Origin of the sequence: Fusobacterium ulcerans ATCC 49185, from assembly GCF_900683735.1 — a bacterium.
GTDB lineage: Bacteria > Fusobacteriota > Fusobacteriia > Fusobacteriales > Fusobacteriaceae > Fusobacterium_A > Fusobacterium_A ulcerans_A.
Genome location: NZ_LR215979.1, coordinates 3,411,669 through 3,429,410, shown reverse-complemented (window position 1 = coordinate 3,429,410; position 17,742 = coordinate 3,411,669). Strand labels below are relative to the sequence as shown.

Here is a 17,742-nt window from a genome sequence, read left to right as displayed (position 1 = left end):
TGTCTATTTCACTTCTCTCTATTTAAAATCTAAACCATATTTTCTAATTTTTTCATAAAGAGTAGTTCTTCCAATTCCAAGAAGTTTAGAAGTTTCCTGTTTATTCCATCTAGTTTTTTGCAGAGCTATAGCTATAACTACTTTCTCCACATCTGCAAGGCTGTATATTTCTTGCTCAAGAATATCTTTCAATGGTCCTACTCCTACTACAGTTTTATTTTCAACAGTATCAGACTTCATTTTGATTTCAAGAGGAAGATCTTCTACACCTATTATTTTATCAGTAGAAAGGATTACCATTCTTTCTATCATATTTCTAAGTTCTCTGATATTTCCAGGATATGAGTATTCCATTAGATATTTCATAGCTTCTCCAGAAATAACTGGAGTATCTCTATGAAGTTCTCTTACTATTTTATTTAAGAAGTAGTTAGCAAGAAGAGGTACATCTTCTTTTCTATCTCTTAAAGGTGGAACTTCAATTGGGAATACAGTTAATCTATGGTATAAATCTTTTCTGAATTTTCCTTTTTCAGTTTCATCTTTAAGATCTTTATCACTAGCTACAATAAATCTTACATCTACTCTTCTAGTCTTATTTCCTCCAACTCTTCTTAATTCTCCATATTCAATAACTCTTAAAAGTTTAGCTTGAGTTTTGATATCCATAGCTGAAATATCATCAAGGAACATAGTTCCTCCATCAGCTTCTTCCAATAATCCTTTTCTACTAGAGTTAGCTCCTGTAAATGCTCCTCTTTCAAATCCGAAAAGTTCTCTTTCCATAGTTTCTTCTGGCATAGATGCGCAGCTTACTACTATGTAGTTATTTTTTCTTCTGTCACTTTTTTTATATATTTCTTTAGCTACAAGCTCTTTTCCAATTCCATTCTCTCCTGTGATAAGAACTGTAAGATCACTTTCAGCCACTTTTTCTATAAGATTTTTTACATCTTTAATTCTTGAAGATTGTCCTACTATCTCACTTTCTTCTTCTGTACTTAATAGTTTTTCTTCAAGTTTTCTTTTTTCTTTTAATATTTCTAGATTTTTAAGAGCTGGCATTATGATTCTATTCATTTCTCTTAACTCTACCGGTTTCATTAAATAATTATAAATATCTGCATTTCTTAACTCTTGAAGTACTTCTTCAGTTTCATCATCTAATAATCCTACAACAACAAAATCTTTTCCAATTCCATTCAATTTTCTTTTTGCTTCTGCAAAATTGAACCATGTTAGATATTCGTCCAATAAAACAATATCAAAGTCACTCTCTCTAAGCATATCTAGAGCATCTAGAAGATTATTGAATGTTATGATCTCATATTGTTCTGAAAGTTCTTTTCTTATTTGTTTTAAAGTTTCTTTTCTTTCTGAAATAGCTAATATAGCATTCTTCATATTTTGGCCTCCCTATTTTTATATATCTTTCAAAAATAATTCACAATTTATCATTTTCTATTATAATGTATTATAATAGATAATCTGTATTTTTTCAAGACTATTTTTTATAATTTATGTTATGTTGTGTTAGACCCCTGAATTACAGCTATCTTGTTAAATTAAAAATATCATTGGCTGTTATGTAAAAAATAAATGCAAAAAGAATTAACATTCCAGCAGTGTGCAGTCTTTCTTCAAACTTTTTATTTACTTTTATTCCTATTAGTTCTAAAATCACAAAAAGTATTCTTCCACCATCCAAAGCTGGTATGGGCATAAGGTTTAAAATTCCTACATTTACTGACAAAAGTGCAGTCAGCCATACAAGAATCCCAACACCTTCTTTTGAAGCATCTCCTACCACTTTTATTATACCAATAGGACCACTTATTTCCTCTGATTTCACTTTACCACTTACAATAAGTTTAAGTCCACCTAAAGTATCAGCAAATATTTTCTCAAAACTTAAAAGACTTATCTTTGCTGCTTCTCCTGCTCCATATTTTTCTACAGTGTATTCTGGAAGTATTCCCACTATATATCTTTTACTCTCTGGCTCTTCTGTAAGTTCAAGATTTACATTTTCTATTTTTCCTGCTCTTTCCAGTTCTACTTGTATAGGAATTTTAGGGTCTTTTTCTGTAAGTATCTTTCCTATATCATTCCATTCTTTTATATCTATTCCATCTATCTTTAATATTTTGTCCTTTGGAAAGATAACCTTACTTCCTTTGCTTTCTGGAAGTACGCTTCCTATTACAGCTTCTTTGTTCTGAATATATTTTCCATTTGAATAAATCATAGTAAAAATAAGTATAAAAGCAAGAAGAAAGTTCATAAATACTCCAGCAAAAAGTACTACAAATCTCGCTAAAGGTGGTTTGCTGTTAAAACCATCTTCAACTTCACTCCCTACTTCCATTCCCTCTATATTTACAAATCCTCCAAGAGGAATAGCTCTAAAAGAATATGTTGTTTTCATTGTTTCATATGAGTATACCTGTGGTCCCATTCCAATTGAAAATTCACTTACAGGCATTTTAAAAAATTTAGCTGTAAGAAAATGTCCAAGTTCATGTATAAATATTATTATCCCCAAGACCAGAATAGCTATTAGTATGTTCATTATTTCCTCCATCTATCAGATATCAAATGATATTTCTGACTAATTTATATACCTCTTCTCCAATTTCATCAATAGTTTTCAGTCTGTCTCCATCTGTACATTTTATCTCTTTCCAATCATATTTCTCAGCTATACTACAGGCATTTGCATGTGATTTCTCTAAATACGCAGCATCTCTTTCATGAATATCTTTTTTTTGTTCACCAGTTATTTTATTATTTCTTTCTTCCATAAGTTTCAAAGCCATTTTTGTAGGCATATTCAAAAATATAATAAGATCAGGTCTTGGAATATCCATCTTGTCATATTCCAATTCATCAAGCCAATCCAGATATATAGACTTTTTATTTTCATCTATTATTTTAGAAGCCTGATGTACCATATTAGAAGTAACATATCTGTCTGTTACTATTATTCCCTCTTCTTTATAGAATTTTTCCCAGTCCATTTTATATGAAGCATACCTATCTATAGCATACATCATTGATATAGGATAAGGATTTACTTTCATTGCATCTTCTCCAAATTTTCCTGCTAGATACATTTTTACAGGTTCACAAGCAGGACTGTCATAGTTTGGAAATGATATTTTTTTCACATTATATTTTTCTGCCAGAAGTCTTTCAAACAGTTTTTTTGTTTGTGTTTCTTTCCCACTGGAATCTGTTCCCTCAATAACTATAAGTTTTCCCATTTTAATTCTCCTTCTTATTTTTCATACTTTGTATATACCCAGTTTCTTGTTTCTCTATCTACAGTTTTGACTATTTCTATACTGTTGATTTCCACTGGTTCATGTCTGTTCATAGCTCCTTCTATTATCTCATATATAGTAAGAAATCTGATTTTCCCCTTCATGAATAATTCTACAGCTACTTCATTTGCTGCATTGAATACAGCTGGCATGGACTTTCCAGTTCTTCCAGCTCTATAGGCAAGCTCTACCCCTCTGAAAGTTTCATTGTCCACCTTTTCAAAAGTAAGAGTAGACATTTTCATAAAATCAAGAGTTTCAAATACAGGATTTGCCTCTCTCTTTGGGTATGTAAAGGCATATTGAATAGGTAGCTTCATATCTGGTGCTCCAAGTTGAGCTATTACTGCTTTATCCTTAAACTGTACCATTGAGTGTATCACACTTTGAGGATGTACTAAAACATCTATATGATCATAATCCACTCCAAAAAGTTCATGAGCTTCTATTACTTCAAGTCCTTTATTTACAAGTGAAGATGAATCTATAGTTATTTTTTTTCCCATAGACCAATTGGGATGCTTTAGAGCATCTTCCACTTTTACATTTTCCAGTTCCTCTTTTTTCTTTCCTCTGAAAGTTCCCCCACTGGCAGTTATTATTATCTTTTCAACCTCTTTTTTCTTTCCACCTAATAAAGATTGAAATATAGCTGAATGTTCACTATCTACAGGTATTATTTCCGATTTTGGATATTCTGCCAAAAGGCGATTTATATATGATCCAGCAGCTACCATAGTTTCTTTATTAGCAAGGGCTATTCTTTTGCTATTCTTTATTCCCTCAATAGTTGCTTCTATCCCTACAGCTCCACTGACAGCAGTAAGAAGTATATCATAGTCTTTCAACATAGCAAGTTCTTTTAATCCTTCATCTCCTAAAAATATTTTTATATTAGGGAACTCAGCTTTAATTTCTTTATATCCTTCTTCTGTTCCTACAGCTACACACTCAGGTGTAAATTCTCTTATTTGCTCCAAAAGAAGCTTGTAATTTCTATGACCACTCAGAGCTGTTACTTTAAACTTATCATTTGCATTTCTTATTACTTCTAAAGCATTAGTCCCTATACTCCCAGTAGACCCTAACACAACTATTCTTTTCACTTTTTAAATTCCTCCTATGAAAAAAATTGGGCGAATAGAAATATCCTTTCACCCAATGATATTATATTACAATACTATAAATTTCAAGAGATAATAAACAGTAGGTGCAACAAAAAGCATACTGTCAAATCTGTCTAATATCCCTCCATGTCCTTTAAGGAGAGTCCCTGAATCCTTTACCTTGAATTCCCTTTTGAACATAGATTCACCCAAATCACCAAGTTGAGCTATTATACTGATAAATATTCCTATTATTATTATATTAGTCATTCCAAGTTCTCCATTATCAAGAAGATGGAAATATTTTTCAAGAAAATATAAAGAAATTATTGTAAATACTGTTCCCCCTATTGATCCTTCAATAGATTTTTTTGGGCTTATACTGCTGAAACCTCTATTAAATATTTTTCTTCCTATAGCCATTCCTGTAAAATATGCAAAACTATCACATACCCAAACCATTATTTGAGCTGTTAAAAGCCATTTTCCTCCATTTGGAAGAAAACTTATCAGTATCACATGGGAAAAAAGCACTGAAATATATAATGCCCCTAATATAGTTTCTCCTATATCAACACTTGCATTTTCCACTTTATTTTCTAATACTCTATACCCTATGAGGAATATAACAAAAAAAGCTAATACTCCAGCTATATCTATTGATAAAGTTCCTAATTCATTAAAAAATAATACATTAGGAATAAGTAAAGCCCCAATTATCCCTGCTGCTTTGTGAGGTTTTTTTCCTCCCATTTCTGCCATATTATAAAACTCATAAGCCCCAATACCTACAATTACATTTACAAAGAGAAGTAAGGGAAATCCTCCATGGTATAATATGTAGATAAGCAGTGGTATACCCACTATGGCTACCATTATTCTACTAAGCATTTTTTACTCCTCCAAATCTTCTGTCTCTTCCATTATAACTTTCTATAGCTTTATCCAGCTCTTTTTCATCAAAGTCTGGCCATAAAGCCTCAGTAATATATATTTCTGAATAAGCTATCTGCCACAGTAGGAAATTTGATATTCTCAACTCCCCACTTGTTCTTATTAATAGTTCAGGATCAGGCATATCACTATATAAATATTTAGAAAAATTTTCTTCATCTATATGATCTTTCTTTAATTTTAAGATGGAATTTACAGCATCTATTATTTCAGCTCTACCTCCATAGTTAAATGCTATATTTAATGTGAGACCTGTATTATCCTTACTTTTATCTTCAAGATTCTTTATAGCTTTCAAGAGTGGAAGACTCACCCCATCTTTCCTTCCTGATACCAAAAATCTTACATTATTCTTCATTATATTTTTTTCTTCATTTTTTAAATATGTTTTAAAGAGAAACATCAAGGCATCAACTTCATCTTTGCTTCTCCTCCAGTTTTCAGTTGAGAAAGCATACACAGTAAGGTACTTAATCCCAATTTCTCCTGCATAGGTTATTATTTTCCTTAAAGCAACAGCTCCTTCTTTATGTCCCAATGTTCTTGGCAATCCTCTTCTTTCAGCCCATCTACCATTTCCATCCATGATTATTGCTATATGACTTGGAATTCTTGACTCCACTATCTATCACCTCATTGATATATTCAGTAAATTTTACCATATTTATTGAAATTTTTCTATATAATATAAAAAAGAATGAAGGAAAGCCCCCTCATTCTTCAATTTTCAAAATTATTTGTTTTATTAAACAGTTGTAATTTCTTTTTCTTTTTTAGCAAAAAGCTCATCTATTGCTTTGATATGAGCATCTGTCAATTTTTGAATTTCAGCCTCTAAAGTTTTTACTTCATCTTCAGAAATTGGATTTTCTTTATCTTTAGTAAGTTTTTTAAGATCATTATTTCCATCTTTTCTGATGTTTCTTACTGCTACTTTTCCATTTTCAGCTTCTGTTTTAGCCATTTTAACATATTCTTTTCTTCTTTCAGCAGTAAGTTCAGGCATTACAAGTCTGATAACTTTTCCATCATTGTTTGGTGTAAGTCCTAGATTTGCAGCCATAATAGCTTTTTCTATTTTAGAGATAAGAGTTTTATCCCATGGATCAATAACTAATAATCTAGCTTCTGGAGCAGAAACTGATCCCACTTGATTTAAAGGCATTTCAGATCCATATTGTTCTACTTTTACACTATCAAGCATAGAAACACTAGCTCTTCCAGCCCTGATTGAAGTAAATTTATGTTTTGTTGCTTCTATTGCTTTTCCCATTTTTTCATTACATGATTTAACTACATCTTGTCCTGTCATATCTTTTCCCTCCTGATTTAGTCAGCCACTACGACTGTTCCTATTTTTTCTCCCATTATAACTTTCTTTATATTCCCTTCTTCAAGTGAATTAAAAACAACAATTGGTAATTTATTTTCTCTACACAGAGAGATAGCTGTAGCATCCATTACCTTTAAGTCTTTATTTAAAACTTCTGTATAAGTTACAACGTTATATTTAACTGCATCTGCATGTTTTACAGGGTCTTTATCATAAATACCATCAACTTTTGTAGCTTTCAAAACTGCTTCCGTATTCATTTCGATAGCTCTTAAAGCTGCAGCTGTATCAGTTGTGAAATAAGGATTTCCTGTTCCTGCTCCAAATATTACAACTCTTCCTTTTTCCAAGTGTCTTTGAGCTTTTCTTTTGATGAAAGGTTCAGCGATTTTAGGCATCTCTATGGCTGTTTGTACTCTTGTAGGTACTCCAAGCTTCTCTATTGCATTTTGTAAAGCAAGTGAATTGATAACTGTAGCAAGCATACCCATATGATCCCCAGTAACTCTGTCTACCCCTTGAGTAGCTCCAGATATTCCTCTGAATATGTTTCCTCCACCAATAACTATAGAAACTTCTACACCAAGATCAACAATTTCTTTTATCTGCTTTGCATATGAATTTATTACATCTGAAGATATTCCAAATTCTTGATCTCCCATTAGAGCTTCACCACTAAGTTTTAACAAAACTCTCTTATAAAAAGGCTTCTCCATTTCTCCTCCTACAATTTATGATTTTTTAAAAAAATGGGGATGCTGATGCATCCCCTTATGCTTTTGTTGATATTATCCTTTGATTTGAGCTGCAACTTCTGCTGCGAAATCTTCTTCTTTTTTCTCGATTCCATCTCCAACTTTATATCTAGCAAAAGATACAACTTTAAGAGGTGCTGCAAATTTAGCAACAGTTTCTTTATTTTCTGCTCTTACATAGATTTGATCTACTAAACAGTTTTCTTCATAGAATTTATTCATTTTTCCAATTAATATTTTTTCTATGATTTGAGCTGGTTTTCCTTCAGCTTCCAATTGCTTTCTAGCAATTTCTTTTTCATGCTCTAAATCTGTAGTTGTAACTTCAGATGAATCTAAATATTTTGGATCCATAGCTGCTGCATGCATAGCTATATCTTTAGCTTTATTTAGATTTTCTTCAGTAGGTTCACCAGTCATTTCAACAATAACTCCTAGTTTTCCTCCTAGGTGGCTATATGTTGCAACAAATCCATCTTTAGCAATAGTTTCATGGATTCTTCTGATGTTCATATTTTCTCCAATTTTAGCAATTAAATCAGTTACTGCTACAGCAACAGTTTTTCCTGGTGCAAATTCAGCAGCATTTAAAGCATCTACAGTAGTTGCTTTATTATCTATAGCTATTTGAGCTAATTTTTTACCAAATTCTTTGAATTCTACGTTTTTAGCAACAAAGTCAGTTTCAGAGTTGAATTCAATTAATACTGCCATTTTATGGTCAGCTGATACACCATCAAATACTAATCCTTCTGCTGCAATTCTTCCTGCTTTTTTAACTGCTTTTGCAATTCCTTTTTCTCTTAAATAGTCTATGGCTTTATCCATATCCCCATTCATTTCCATAAGTGCTTTCTTACAATCCATCATTCCAGCACCAGTTCTCTCTCTTAGTTCCTTAACTAAGCTAGCTGTTATTTCTGCCATGTCTTCCTCCTAATAAAAATAGTTTTTATTAAATCTTCTATAATTGTATCTCAGTTGATTGTAATTACTCAGCTGATCCTTCTTCTACATTGATTTCTTCAGAAGCTACTTCTTTAACTTCTTTACCTTGGTTTCCTTCAATAATTGCATTAGCAATAACTGAAGAAATAAGTTTTACTGATCTTATAGCGTCATCGTTAGCTGGAATTGGATAAGTTACTAAATCAGGATCTACGTTTGTATCGATCATAGCGAATACAGGGATTCCTAAGTTAGCTGCTTCAACGATTGCTAAAGTTTCTTTTTTACAATCTACGATAAATATAGCTTGTGGAACATCTTTCATATCTTTGATTCCAGAAAGGTTTTTAGAAAGTTTAACTAATTCTTTTCTGAAGTTAGCTGCTTCTTTTTTAGTATAAGCAGTATCTAAAGTTCCATCTGCTTCCATTTTTTCTAATTCTTTTAATCTTTCTATTCTTGTTTTGATAGTAGAGAAGTTAGTTAACATTCCTCCAAGCCATCTGTTGTTTACATAGTACATTCCAGATCTTTCAGCTTGTTCTTTTACAGCTTCTTGAGCTTGTTTTTTAGTTCCTACGAATAGAACTTTTCCACCATTTTCAGCGATTTCTCTGATAACTGCGTAAGCTTCCTCAATTTTCTTTAAAGATTTGTGTAAATCGATTACATGGATTCCGTTTCTTTCAGTAAAGATGTATTTAGCCATCTTTGGATTCCATCTTTTTGCTTGGTGTCCAAAGTGAACTCCAGCTTCTAATAATTGTTTCATTGTTATTACTGCCATTTTTTCCTCCTAAATTTTGGTTTTTTTCTTCCACCAGCCTTAAAACTAAGCCATCTCGAAAGACACCCTGCCTAGAAATAACTGGTGTGTGTATTTAAACAACAGTTTATTCTAGCACACTTCTTAATAAATGTCAATATTTTCAAGGCGATTAAGAGATGAAATAACCTTTTTTCTATTAAAATATTTTTATGTTTATTTATCTTCTTCTTTATAATATAATATACAAAAGGATATCATGTGGGGTGAGACGATGAAAGCTTTAATTTTAGTAGATATACAAAAAGATTTTTGTAAAAATGGGGCCTTGGAAGTAAAAAATGGAGATATGGTAGTTCCTGTTGCAAATAAACTTATTGACTCTTTCAAAGAAAGTAGAGATATGATAATTGGAACAAAAGATTGGCACCCTTCTTCTCACAAAAGTTTTGCTGTAAATTCAAATGGAAAAATAGGTGAAGTTGGAGAATTAAATGGACTTCCTCAAGTATGGTGGCCTGTTCATTGTGTTCAAAATGAAAATGGTTCTAAATTTCATGCTGAACTTCATCCAATAGAAAACATAATATATAAGGGGGAAAATCCTGAAGTTGATTCATATAGTGCCTTTTTTGACAATGGTAAAAAATATAAGACATCTCTTGATGAACTTTTAAAGAAAAACAATATAGATACTCTATATATAATGGGACTTGCTACTGATTACTGCGTAAAATTTACAGTATTAGATGCTCTTGAACTAGGATATAAAGTATATTTAATAGAAGATGGATGCAGAGGAGTAAATATATATCCTGATGACTCTGAAAAAGCTGTAAATGAAATGAAAGACAGAGGTGCTGTTATAATTAACAGTAAAGATATATGAAAAAAGATAAAGTTATTTTTAAAATCTTCCCAAGTATACTTGGAGTTTTATCAGCAATTATTGCTTATAGTGTTTTCAAAATTCCTTTGGAAACTCTCATATATATAATAGTAATCTTGACATCATTTTTACTTTTAATAAAATTATGGAGACCTGTATATACAGCTAATATCATAAAAAATATGCTTCCTATATTAAATGAACAGTGTGACCCTCATCTATTTTTAGAAAAGTCTGCTGCTCTGTTAATGAAGCCTTTTTTAAAAAATACAAATGAATATTCATTTGTTGTTCTTAATATGGCTGTTGGATACTTTGCACAGGGAAATGTGAATAAAGCAGTGGAAACAGCAAGAGAAATACCTGAAAATGAAATAGAAAAAAACCATTACCTAAAAATTGTCTACTTATATAATATGGCCACATTCTATATAAGTGAAGAGCATTGGAATACAGCAGAAGTTTTTATCAACAAACTTCAAAATTATACTGTGCTTCTTAAAAATTCTCCTGTTAGCAAAAATGGAAAAAATATAATGATGTATCTTCCAGAAAAAAAACAGCCTGAATATTTCCCAGTAAAAAATATAGATGAAGTAAATACTATGCTGGATGAACTCACTACTCTTTTAAGATTAAAAGATAAAAAATATCAAGAAGCTATTGAATTATATGAAAGAAAATTTAATAGAACTGATAACAAATATATAAGATCATATTGCAGATACTATCAAGCAGTATGGTATGAAGAACTTGGAGATATGGAAAATATGAAAAAATCCCTTGCCTATACAGCAGAAAATGGAAATAAACTCCATATAGCTGTAACAGCAAGAGAGATTCTTGCAGAATATAATGATATATTCTAGTTTTATTATTATCTATATACATATTGTTTAACCAAGAAAAAGAGGCCTTTTTAAAAGACCTCTTTTTTTCAGATCAATATTGATATAACCTATTTAGCAGAAACTTCTACTGCCATAGGTCCTTTCTTTCCTTCTGATACTTCAAAAGTTACTTCTTGACCTTCTTCTAAAGTTCTGAATCCTTCTCCAACGATTCCAGTGAAGTGTACAAAGTAATCTGCTCCATCTTCACTTGTTAAAAATCCAAATCCTTTTTCTTTGTTAAACCATTTAACTGTACCTTTTAGCATTTTATAACCTCCAAAAAATCAAAAAATTCTCGTTCAGCGTTGAAGATATGAAAACTATAGAGAAGGCTCTACAATTTTTAAACAATCAGTAACCTTGAACAATTAATTAGATTATACCCCACACATCCAATATTATCAAGAACTTTTTACTCATAAGCAAAAAAGAGGAACACCAAACAGTTCCTCTTATTTCTATTAATCTAATAAATTGCTTATTAAACTAATTCAATTATAGCCATTTCAGCTGAGTCACCTTTTCTAACAGATGTTTTGATGATTCTAGTGTATCCACCATTTCTCTCAGCATATTTTGGAGCTAGTTCATTGAATATTTTAGCAACAACTTCTTCATTTCTTAGGAAAGCAAAAGCATTTCTTCTAGAAGCCAAAGTATTTTTCTTACCAAAAGTTATCATTCTTTCAGCAAATTTTCTTAATTCTTTTGCTCTAGTAACAGTAGTTTCTATCTTTTCAGCACTTAGTAAAGATATAGTTAAGTTTTTTAGCATAGCTTTTCTGTGGTCAGCTCTTCTTCCTAACTTTCTATATGACTTATTGTGATTCATTAGTTAGCTATCCTCCTTATCTTAATTACTCAGGAGATCCATTCTGAGATAGATCATATCCTAATTCTTTCATTTTTTCTAGGATCTCATCTAAAGATTTTCTTCCCAGATTTTTAATTTTTAGAAGTTCATTAAGTGACAATTTAGCCAATTGACTAACTTCCTCTATTCCAGCTTTCTTTAAACAGTTGAAAGATCTAACTGTTAAATCAAGTTCTTCTATCTTTGTATTAAGAATATTGTCATCTTTTGCATGGCTTACAGGATTTTCTTCTTCCTCTTCAGCTTCTACTCTTAGATTTTCCATTTTGTTTCCTAATTCTAAGAATGGATCAAAATGCAATTTTAATAATTCTACTGCATAAGATAGTGCATCTCTGATTTCAATACTTCCATCACTTTCAATTTCTAAAGTAAGCTTATCAAAATCAGTCATTCTTCCTACCATTGTATCTTGTACAGTGTAAGAAACTTTTCTGATTGGAGTATAGATAGCATCAACTGCTATATAATCTACAGCCCAGTCTTTTCTTTCTATTTCTTCTGATACTACAAATCCTTCTCCAGTATCAACTAAAAATTCCATGTCAAGTTCTCTATCTGTAGTTATTGTACAAATAACTTGCTCAGGATTTACTATTTCTATTCCTACATCAGGTATTATATCAGCGGCTGTTACTATTTTTGGTCCTTTAACAGAAAGAGTCATTTTTCTCTCTCCAGTACTCTCGGCTTTAACAACGATTTCCTTGATATTAAGGATTATTTCAGTTACAGCTTCTTTTATTCCATCCATAACAGAAAATTCGCTTAAAACACCATCAATTCTTACTCCTTTAATAGCAGCTCCTGGGATAGAAGAAAGTAAAACTCTTCTCAAAGCATTACCAACAGTATGCCCATAGCCTCTATATAAAGGTTCAACAATATATTGTCCTTTAAATTCACTCTCTTTTACTTCGGTAATATTAATACCCCTTGCATGTTTTTCAATTTTTAACATTAAATCAACTCCTATTAAAAGGGCTTATTATCTAGAGTAGAATTCAACTATTAATGATTCATTTAGATCAAAATCTAAATCATCTTTAGTTGGATTTTGAATAACTTTACCAGAGAATGCTGCTTTATCAAGTTCTAGCCAAGCTGGAACTCTTGAATCTTCAACAGCAGTTTTGATGATGTCTAAGTTTTTAGAATTTTCTATAACAGATACAACATCTCCTACTTTTACTCTGTAAGAAGCAATGTTAACTCTTCTTCCGTTTACAGCTACATGTCCATGAGACACAACTTGTCTAGCTTGTCTTCTAGTTTTTGCAAATCCAAGTCTGTAAACTACATTTTCAAGTCTTCTTTCTAAGTATTCGATTAAAGTCAAACCAGTAACTCCAAGTTTTCTAGCTGCTTCCTCGTATATTTTTCTAAATTGTTTTTCCATTACGTTATATATAAATTTAGCTTTTTGTTTTTCTCTTAATTGAATTGCGTACTCTGTAGGTTTTTTGTTAGCGTTTGGTCTTGGCCCTCTTTTAGAAGATTTATTCACTCCTAAAACTACTGGATCAATTCCTAGAGCTCTACATTTCTTCAATACAGGCTGTCTATTTCTTGCCATTTTTTAAATATTCCTCCTTTGTATTCAATTTGCCACAATACTTTTTTTTCAAAATAAAGTGAGACTACACTCTTCTTCTTTTTGGTGGTCTACAACCATTGTGTGGAACTGGAGTAACATCAGTAATTTTTGTTACTTCTAATCCAGCTGCTTGTAAAGATCTGATACAAGCTTCTCTTCCAGAACCTGGACCTTTCACTTTAACTTCTACTTTTTTCATCCCATTTTCCATAGCTATGTTTGCTGCTTGTTCAGCTGCAATTTGAGCTGCAAATGGAGTTCCTTTCTTAGTTCCTTTGAAACCAGAAGTTCCTCCTGATCTCCAACTTACAACTTTCCCTTCTGCATCAGTAATAGCAACTATTGTGTTGTTAAAAGTTGAATGTATATGGGCAACTCCGTTAGGAATATTTTTCAATTTCTTTTTAATCTTAGCTACTTTCTTTTTAGCCAACTTAAGCTACCTCCCTTGCTAATAGATCATAAACTTAATCTATAAATTTCTAAAACGCTCTAATTATCTTTTGATTGGTTTTTTAGGACCTTTAACAGTTCTTGCATTAGTTTTTGAACTTTGTCCTCTTACAGGTAGATTCATTTTGTGTCTTAATCCTCTGTAACATTTGATATCCATAAGTCTTTTAATAGAAAGTCTTACATCTTTTCTAAGATCTCCCTCTACCTTAACAGTTTCTATAATGGCTCTGATCTTATTTACTTCTTCTTCAGTTAAATCTTTCACTCTTGTGTCAAAGTTAACTCCAGCTTCAGTCAATATTCTTTGTGAAGTTGGTTTTCCAATTCCGTAAATGTAAGTTAAAGCTATCTCAACTCTCTTATTTCTTGGGATATCTACTCCTGCTATTCTAGCCAAAATTATTTCCTCCTCTTTCGAAAATTTATATATTTTGCTGGTATATTAACCAACTAAATACTTTCCTCGATATGTCCCAATTCCTATTTTGGGGATGGCTCTACAGCTCACCATATCTTTACAGCACTCCATTATCAGTACTTTTTTTAAACAAACTCTCTTAAATTACAAAATTACCCTTGAACTTGTTTGTGTTTAGGATTGTCACAAATCACTCTTACTTTTCCATGTCTTTTGATAACTTTGCACTTGTCACAAATAGGTTTAACTGATACTCTTACTTTCATTAATCTGCCTCCTTTCGTGATTAATTAATTTTTTTTCCTGTATACGATTCTACCCCTTGACAAGTCATAAGGAGAGATTTGTACAGTTACTCCATCTCCAGGTAAAATTTTAATATAATTCATTCTCATCTTACCAGAAATGTGGCCTAAAATAGTATGCCCATTTTCTAATTCAACTTTAAACATTGCATTTGGAAGGGCCTCTAAAATAGTACCTTCTAATTCGATAACATCTTTTTTCGACATAATTCCTCCTATCGAACAGAACTTCAAATTATTATATCACTAAAAATATAAAAAGTCTAGTATTTTCTTAGCTTTTTTTCTTAATCTATCTCACTTAATATAATCGGTTTTCCATCAACGATTGCTACTGAGTGTTCGAAATGCGCAGACCTTTTTCCATCTTTAGTTACTATTGTCCATCCATCCTCTTTTACATTGATTTTGTATGTACCTACATTGACCATTGGCTCTATTGCAAGAACCATTCCATTTTCAATTTTGATTCCTCTACCTTTTCTTCCAAAGTTGGCAATTATAGGATCTTCATGTATATCATGTCCCACTCCATGTCCAGCAAAATCTTTCACTACTGTGAAACCATTTTTTTCTACATAACTCTGAACAGCATGCCCGATATCTCCTATTCTATTACCAGCTACAGCCATTTCAATTCCTATCTCTCTTGATTTTTCAGTAACCTCCAAAAGTCTTCTAGATTCTTCGTCTATTTCTCCCACTGGAAATGTTATTGCTGAATCCCCATAAAATCCATTCAACTCAGTAACTGTATCTATACTTACTATATCTCCCTCTTGAAGAATTCTATCTCCTGGTATTCCATGAACAACCTCTTCATTGACAGATATACAAGTTCCTGCTGGAAAGGGAGCATATAATCCTTCTACTCCAATACATGCAGGTCTAGCTCCCTGTGATCTTATGTAATCTTCTACTATTTCATTTATCTCTTTAGTAGATATACCTGCTTTGATATATTTGGGCAGAACATCTCTATACAGTCTTGCTATAATCTGATTAGATTTTTTTATCTGCTCTATATCTTCTAAACTTTTTATAAGCGACATCTCAACTTCCTTTCGAAAATAAAATAAATACTATCCTAGAATATCAAATATCTCTTTTGTTATATCTTCCATTTTTTTAGTTCCATCTATATCAACAAGTATCCCTCTTGATTGATAGAAATCAAATAATGGAGCTGTCTGAGAATGATATTCATTCAATCTTTTTGTTACAGTTTCTGCATTATCATCTTTTCTTGTAATTAAATCTGCTCCACAAAGATCACATTTCCCTTCTATTTTTGGTGGATTGAATTTAACATGGAATGAAGCTCCACATACTGGACATACTTTTCTTCCAACAATTCTTCCAAGTATAAGTTCATCTGGTACATTTAAAGAAATAACTTTATCTAATTTGATATTCATTTCTTTCATTAGAACTTCTAAAGCTTCAGCTTGAGCTAATGTTCTTGGAAATCCATCAAGTATAAACCCTTTTTTACAGTCATCTTCTGATAATCTGTCTTTAATAATACCAATGATTGTTGAATCTGGAACTAATTTTCCATCATCCATGAATTTTTTTGCTTCAAGCCCCATAGTAGTTCCTTCTTTTATAGCAGCTCTCAATATATCTCCAGTAGAAATTTGAGGAATTCCATATTTTTCAATAAGGAATTTAGCCTGTGTTCCTTTTCCTGCACCTGGTGCTCCAAATAACATAATATTCATATACAACATCTCCTTAAAATATTTTTTTATTACCTTATTATTATACAATAATTAAGCAAAAAATGCACTATTTTATGAAGTAGATACTTCATTTTCTTTGTATTGCATAACTAAAATATTCTATTTTTTCTGTTCACTATCTTCAATTTTTATATTATATCTCTTTCAGCTTTTTCTATTTTTGATAATGGCAGCTTTTTTCCAATAGCTCTTGCTAATTCTCCAATATTTTTAATTTCAAATCCAGACATTACTATTTCTTCCCCATCCTTACTTTTTATTGTGAATATATTATAAATTTTCTTTCCTATAGTGAGCTTTCCAATAACTACAGAAGAAATTCTGTCTTTTTTTATGATAACTTTCTTTCTTTTAAATACTTTATCAGCTCTTATACTCTCTTCATCAATAGTTATCTGCTGATATTTTTCTAAATATTTTATCAATGGAACCATCCACCATATTACCAATATCACAAATAAAATCTTAGTTACTATTGAAATTTCACTCTCCCATATTCTACTTTTTATTCCAAAAATTAAAAGCATTAAAGAACACATACCTAGGCACATTGTCCAGAAAAATCTAAACCTATTTATACAACTTCTTATTTCTTGCTTATTTTCCATAATCTCTCCTTTTTTTGTTTTCTTCTAAAATTATATAGTAATTCCCTTATAAATTCAATCTTCCATATTTTTATTATTGCCCATATACATATTTTTCATAATATGATAGCATATAAATATAATTATAAAAGGAGGTAAATTATGATACTTAACTTTAAATATGCTCGAGATGAATATGTAAAATCTAGAAGGAATTATCTTTTTATGAATAAAACAATTAAAAAACTTGATTTAACCCTAATTGGACTCCTTATAATTTTTACTATATACTTATTTATAAACAATGGGGTTTCTATAATGCCTATTATCCTTATTATACTCCTTTTTATTGTTTCTATTATCTTTGCAGTATTATACGTTTTTCAGCCTGGGATATTTTATAACAAAATTAATAAATTTAATCAACAGTATCATCTCGAATTTAGAGATAATAGGATACTATTTAAAACTAATGGTATCAATTCTGAGTTGGATTGGAATTTTTATGAAGCTCTATGGGAAAATGATAATTTCTTTTACATAATTCATTCAAAAGAGATGTATACTTTAATTCCAAAAAGAGTTTTTAATAATGAGATGGAAATAATAGAATTCAAAAATTTATTTATGAAGTACAATGATAAGAAGATATATAAAAAATTTAAATAAATACTGCTGATATTATCCATTCATCCTCTTGATAAATAAAAAAAGACTGAAAGAATTTTAACTCTTTCAATCTCATTTGTTTTACAAATAATTAACTATATAAAATTATTTATGAATTTAA

Annotated in this window: 24 protein-coding genes; 3 read left to right on the top strand and 21 right to left on the bottom strand. The window is 30.9% G+C overall.

Features of this window, described 5'->3' with window-relative positions; genetic code table 11:
* Positions 1–18: 18 nt before the first annotated feature.
* The 10 genes from E0E45_RS15520 to rpsB form a co-directional block, all read right to left on the bottom strand.
* Positions 19–1,404, bottom strand: a complete 1,386-nt coding sequence (locus E0E45_RS15520) for a sigma-54-dependent transcriptional regulator (RefSeq protein WP_130891971.1) — start codon at positions 1,402–1,404, stop codon at positions 19–21.
* A 148-nt stretch (positions 1,405–1,552) separates the two neighbouring features.
* On the bottom strand, positions 1,553–2,572 hold the full coding sequence (locus tag E0E45_RS15515; protein ID WP_130891970.1) for a M50 family metallopeptidase: 1,020 nt from the start codon (positions 2,570–2,572) through the stop codon (positions 1,553–1,555).
* Between the two features lie 22 nt (positions 2,573–2,594).
* Entirely contained in the window at positions 2,595–3,266 is a 672-nt protein-coding gene (locus tag E0E45_RS15510) for a dTMP kinase (protein ID WP_130891969.1), read from the bottom strand.
* Positions 3,267–3,280: 14 nt separating this feature from the next.
* Positions 3,281–4,432: a 1-deoxy-D-xylulose-5-phosphate reductoisomerase gene (gene dxr / locus E0E45_RS15505; RefSeq protein ID WP_130891968.1), complete on the bottom strand. Its 1,152-nt coding sequence runs from the start codon at positions 4,430–4,432 to the stop codon at positions 3,281–3,283.
* A 66-nt stretch (positions 4,433–4,498) separates the two neighbouring features.
* Positions 4,499–5,323, bottom strand: a complete 825-nt coding sequence (locus E0E45_RS15500; RefSeq protein WP_130891967.1) for a phosphatidate cytidylyltransferase — start codon at positions 5,321–5,323, stop codon at positions 4,499–4,501.
* Entirely contained in the window at positions 5,316–6,008 is a 693-nt protein-coding gene (locus E0E45_RS15495) for an isoprenyl transferase (RefSeq protein ID WP_130891966.1), read from the bottom strand. Before E0E45_RS15495 ends, E0E45_RS15500 begins: the two co-directional genes overlap by 8 nt.
* Positions 6,009–6,131: 123 nt before the next feature.
* Entirely contained in the window at positions 6,132–6,698 is a 567-nt protein-coding gene (frr, locus tag E0E45_RS15490; protein WP_130891965.1) for a ribosome recycling factor, read from the bottom strand.
* Between the two features lie 17 nt (positions 6,699–6,715).
* Positions 6,716–7,435, bottom strand: coding sequence for a UMP kinase (gene pyrH, locus E0E45_RS15485; protein ID WP_130891964.1), 720 nt, complete (start codon positions 7,433–7,435; stop codon positions 6,716–6,718).
* A gap of 72 nt (positions 7,436–7,507) precedes the next feature.
* The gene (gene tsf, locus E0E45_RS15480; RefSeq protein ID WP_130891963.1) at positions 7,508–8,401 is read right to left on the bottom strand and encodes a translation elongation factor Ts; all 894 of its coding nucleotides are present in this window, start codon (positions 8,399–8,401) and stop codon (positions 7,508–7,510) included.
* A gap of 64 nt (positions 8,402–8,465) precedes the next feature.
* The gene (gene rpsB / locus E0E45_RS15475) at positions 8,466–9,209 is read right to left on the bottom strand and encodes a 30S ribosomal protein S2 (protein WP_130891962.1); all 744 of its coding nucleotides are present in this window, start codon (positions 9,207–9,209) and stop codon (positions 8,466–8,468) included.
* A gap of 238 nt (positions 9,210–9,447) precedes the next feature.
* Between rpsB and pncA the strand changes: the two genes are divergently transcribed.
* Together pncA and E0E45_RS15465 are read left to right on the top strand one after the other, a co-directional pair.
* Complete coding sequence (pncA, locus tag E0E45_RS15470) at positions 9,448–10,077, top strand: bifunctional nicotinamidase/pyrazinamidase (protein ID WP_130891961.1); 630 nt, start codon at positions 9,448–9,450, stop codon at positions 10,075–10,077.
* A complete protein-coding gene (locus E0E45_RS15465; protein WP_130891960.1) occupies positions 10,074–10,946 on the top strand; it encodes a hypothetical protein in 873 nt (290 codons plus the stop codon). The genes pncA and E0E45_RS15465 overlap by 4 nt, the downstream gene beginning before the upstream one ends.
* An 89-nt stretch (positions 10,947–11,035) precedes the next feature.
* On the opposite strand, the gene E0E45_RS15460 is transcribed toward E0E45_RS15465, so the two are convergent.
* The 11 genes from E0E45_RS15460 to E0E45_RS15410 all read right to left on the bottom strand — a co-directional run bounded on the left by E0E45_RS15460 (position 11,036) and on the right by E0E45_RS15410 (position 16,973).
* Positions 11,036–11,236, bottom strand: coding sequence for a cold-shock protein (locus tag E0E45_RS15460; protein WP_005950364.1), 201 nt, complete (start codon positions 11,234–11,236; stop codon positions 11,036–11,038).
* Between the two features lie 215 nt (positions 11,237–11,451).
* Positions 11,452–11,802 carry a 50S ribosomal protein L17 gene (rplQ, locus tag E0E45_RS15455; protein ID WP_005950362.1) on the bottom strand — a complete coding sequence of 117 codons (351 nt, stop codon included), beginning with the start codon at positions 11,800–11,802 and terminating at the stop codon, positions 11,452–11,454.
* A gap of 25 nt (positions 11,803–11,827) precedes the next feature.
* On the bottom strand, positions 11,828–12,805 hold the full coding sequence (locus E0E45_RS15450) for a DNA-directed RNA polymerase subunit alpha (protein ID WP_130891959.1): 978 nt from the start codon (positions 12,803–12,805) through the stop codon (positions 11,828–11,830).
* 27 nt (positions 12,806–12,832) lie between these two features.
* A complete protein-coding gene (rpsD, locus tag E0E45_RS15445) occupies positions 12,833–13,420 on the bottom strand; it encodes a 30S ribosomal protein S4 (RefSeq protein ID WP_005982445.1) in 588 nt (195 codons plus the stop codon).
* A 64-nt stretch (positions 13,421–13,484) separates the two neighbouring features.
* Positions 13,485–13,874, bottom strand: coding sequence for a 30S ribosomal protein S11 (gene rpsK / locus E0E45_RS15440; RefSeq protein ID WP_005950356.1), 390 nt, complete (start codon positions 13,872–13,874; stop codon positions 13,485–13,487).
* A 63-nt stretch (positions 13,875–13,937) separates the two neighbouring features.
* Positions 13,938–14,294, bottom strand: coding sequence for a 30S ribosomal protein S13 (gene rpsM, locus E0E45_RS15435; RefSeq protein ID WP_096404419.1), 357 nt, complete (start codon positions 14,292–14,294; stop codon positions 13,938–13,940).
* 173 nt (positions 14,295–14,467) lie between these two features.
* Positions 14,468–14,581: a 50S ribosomal protein L36 gene (rpmJ, locus tag E0E45_RS15430; RefSeq protein ID WP_005950352.1), complete on the bottom strand. Its 114-nt coding sequence runs from the start codon at positions 14,579–14,581 to the stop codon at positions 14,468–14,470.
* A gap of 24 nt (positions 14,582–14,605) precedes the next feature.
* Positions 14,606–14,827 carry a translation initiation factor IF-1 gene (infA, locus tag E0E45_RS15425; RefSeq protein ID WP_005885934.1) on the bottom strand — a complete coding sequence of 74 codons (222 nt, stop codon included), beginning with the start codon at positions 14,825–14,827 and terminating at the stop codon, positions 14,606–14,608.
* Between the two features lie 80 nt (positions 14,828–14,907).
* Positions 14,908–15,672 carry a type I methionyl aminopeptidase gene (gene map / locus E0E45_RS15420; protein ID WP_130891958.1) on the bottom strand — a complete coding sequence of 255 codons (765 nt, stop codon included), beginning with the start codon at positions 15,670–15,672 and terminating at the stop codon, positions 14,908–14,910.
* Positions 15,673–15,702: 30 nt separating this feature from the next.
* Positions 15,703–16,344 carry an adenylate kinase gene (locus tag E0E45_RS15415; RefSeq protein WP_130891957.1) on the bottom strand — a complete coding sequence of 214 codons (642 nt, stop codon included), beginning with the start codon at positions 16,342–16,344 and terminating at the stop codon, positions 15,703–15,705.
* 149 nt (positions 16,345–16,493) lie between these two features.
* On the bottom strand, positions 16,494–16,973 hold the full coding sequence (locus E0E45_RS15410) for a hypothetical protein (RefSeq protein WP_130891956.1): 480 nt from the start codon (positions 16,971–16,973) through the stop codon (positions 16,494–16,496).
* Positions 16,974–17,114: 141 nt separating this feature from the next.
* Between E0E45_RS15410 and E0E45_RS15405 the strand changes: the two genes are divergently transcribed.
* Positions 17,115–17,621, top strand: a complete 507-nt coding sequence (locus E0E45_RS15405) for a YcxB family protein (protein WP_130891955.1) — start codon at positions 17,115–17,117, stop codon at positions 17,619–17,621.
* The last annotated feature ends 121 nt before the right edge of the window (positions 17,622–17,742 follow it).

Excerpts from the sequence above, each read along its gene's own strand:
- E0E45_RS15520 (WP_130891971.1), bottom strand. The coding sequence starts at position 1,404 with ATGAAGAATGCTATATTAGCTATTTCAGAAAGAAAAGAAACTTTAAAA.
- E0E45_RS15515 (WP_130891970.1), bottom strand. The coding sequence starts at position 2,572 with ATGAACATACTAATAGCTATTCTGGTCTTGGGGATAATAATATTTATA.
- E0E45_RS15510 (WP_130891969.1), bottom strand. The coding sequence starts at position 3,266 with ATGGGAAAACTTATAGTTATTGAGGGAACAGATTCCAGTGGGAAAGAA.
- E0E45_RS15500 (WP_130891967.1), bottom strand. The coding sequence starts at position 5,323 with ATGCTTAGTAGAATAATGGTAGCCATAGTGGGTATACCACTGCTTATC.
- frr (WP_130891965.1), bottom strand. The coding sequence starts at position 6,698 with ATGACAGGACAAGATGTAGTTAAATCATGTAATGAAAAAATGGGAAAA.
- pyrH (WP_130891964.1), bottom strand. The coding sequence starts at position 7,435 with ATGGAGAAGCCTTTTTATAAGAGAGTTTTGTTAAAACTTAGTGGTGAA.
- tsf (WP_130891963.1), bottom strand. The coding sequence starts at position 8,401 with ATGGCAGAAATAACAGCTAGCTTAGTTAAGGAACTAAGAGAGAGAACT.
- rpsB (WP_130891962.1), bottom strand. The coding sequence starts at position 9,209 with ATGGCAGTAATAACAATGAAACAATTATTAGAAGCTGGAGTTCACTTT.
- pncA (WP_130891961.1), top strand. The coding sequence starts at position 9,448 with ATGTGGGGTGAGACGATGAAAGCTTTAATTTTAGTAGATATACAAAAA.
- E0E45_RS15465 (WP_130891960.1), top strand. The coding sequence starts at position 10,074 with ATGAAAAAAGATAAAGTTATTTTTAAAATCTTCCCAAGTATACTTGGA.
- E0E45_RS15460 (WP_005950364.1), bottom strand. The coding sequence starts at position 11,236 with ATGCTAAAAGGTACAGTTAAATGGTTTAACAAAGAAAAAGGATTTGGA.
- rplQ (WP_005950362.1), bottom strand. The coding sequence starts at position 11,802 with ATGAATCACAATAAGTCATATAGAAAGTTAGGAAGAAGAGCTGACCAC.
- E0E45_RS15450 (WP_130891959.1), bottom strand. The coding sequence starts at position 12,805 with ATGTTAAAAATTGAAAAACATGCAAGGGGTATTAATATTACCGAAGTA.
- rpsD (WP_005982445.1), bottom strand. The coding sequence starts at position 13,420 with ATGGCAAGAAATAGACAGCCTGTATTGAAGAAATGTAGAGCTCTAGGA.
- rpmJ (WP_005950352.1), bottom strand. The coding sequence starts at position 14,581 with ATGAAAGTAAGAGTATCAGTTAAACCTATTTGTGACAAGTGCAAAGTT.
- infA (WP_005885934.1), bottom strand. The coding sequence starts at position 14,827 with ATGTCGAAAAAAGATGTTATCGAATTAGAAGGTACTATTTTAGAGGCC.
- map (WP_130891958.1), bottom strand. The coding sequence starts at position 15,672 with ATGTCGCTTATAAAAAGTTTAGAAGATATAGAGCAGATAAAAAAATCT.
- E0E45_RS15415 (WP_130891957.1), bottom strand. The coding sequence starts at position 16,344 with ATGAATATTATGTTATTTGGAGCACCAGGTGCAGGAAAAGGAACACAG.
- E0E45_RS15410 (WP_130891956.1), bottom strand. The coding sequence starts at position 16,973 with ATGGAAAATAAGCAAGAAATAAGAAGTTGTATAAATAGGTTTAGATTT.
- E0E45_RS15405 (WP_130891955.1), top strand. The coding sequence starts at position 17,115 with ATGATACTTAACTTTAAATATGCTCGAGATGAATATGTAAAATCTAGA.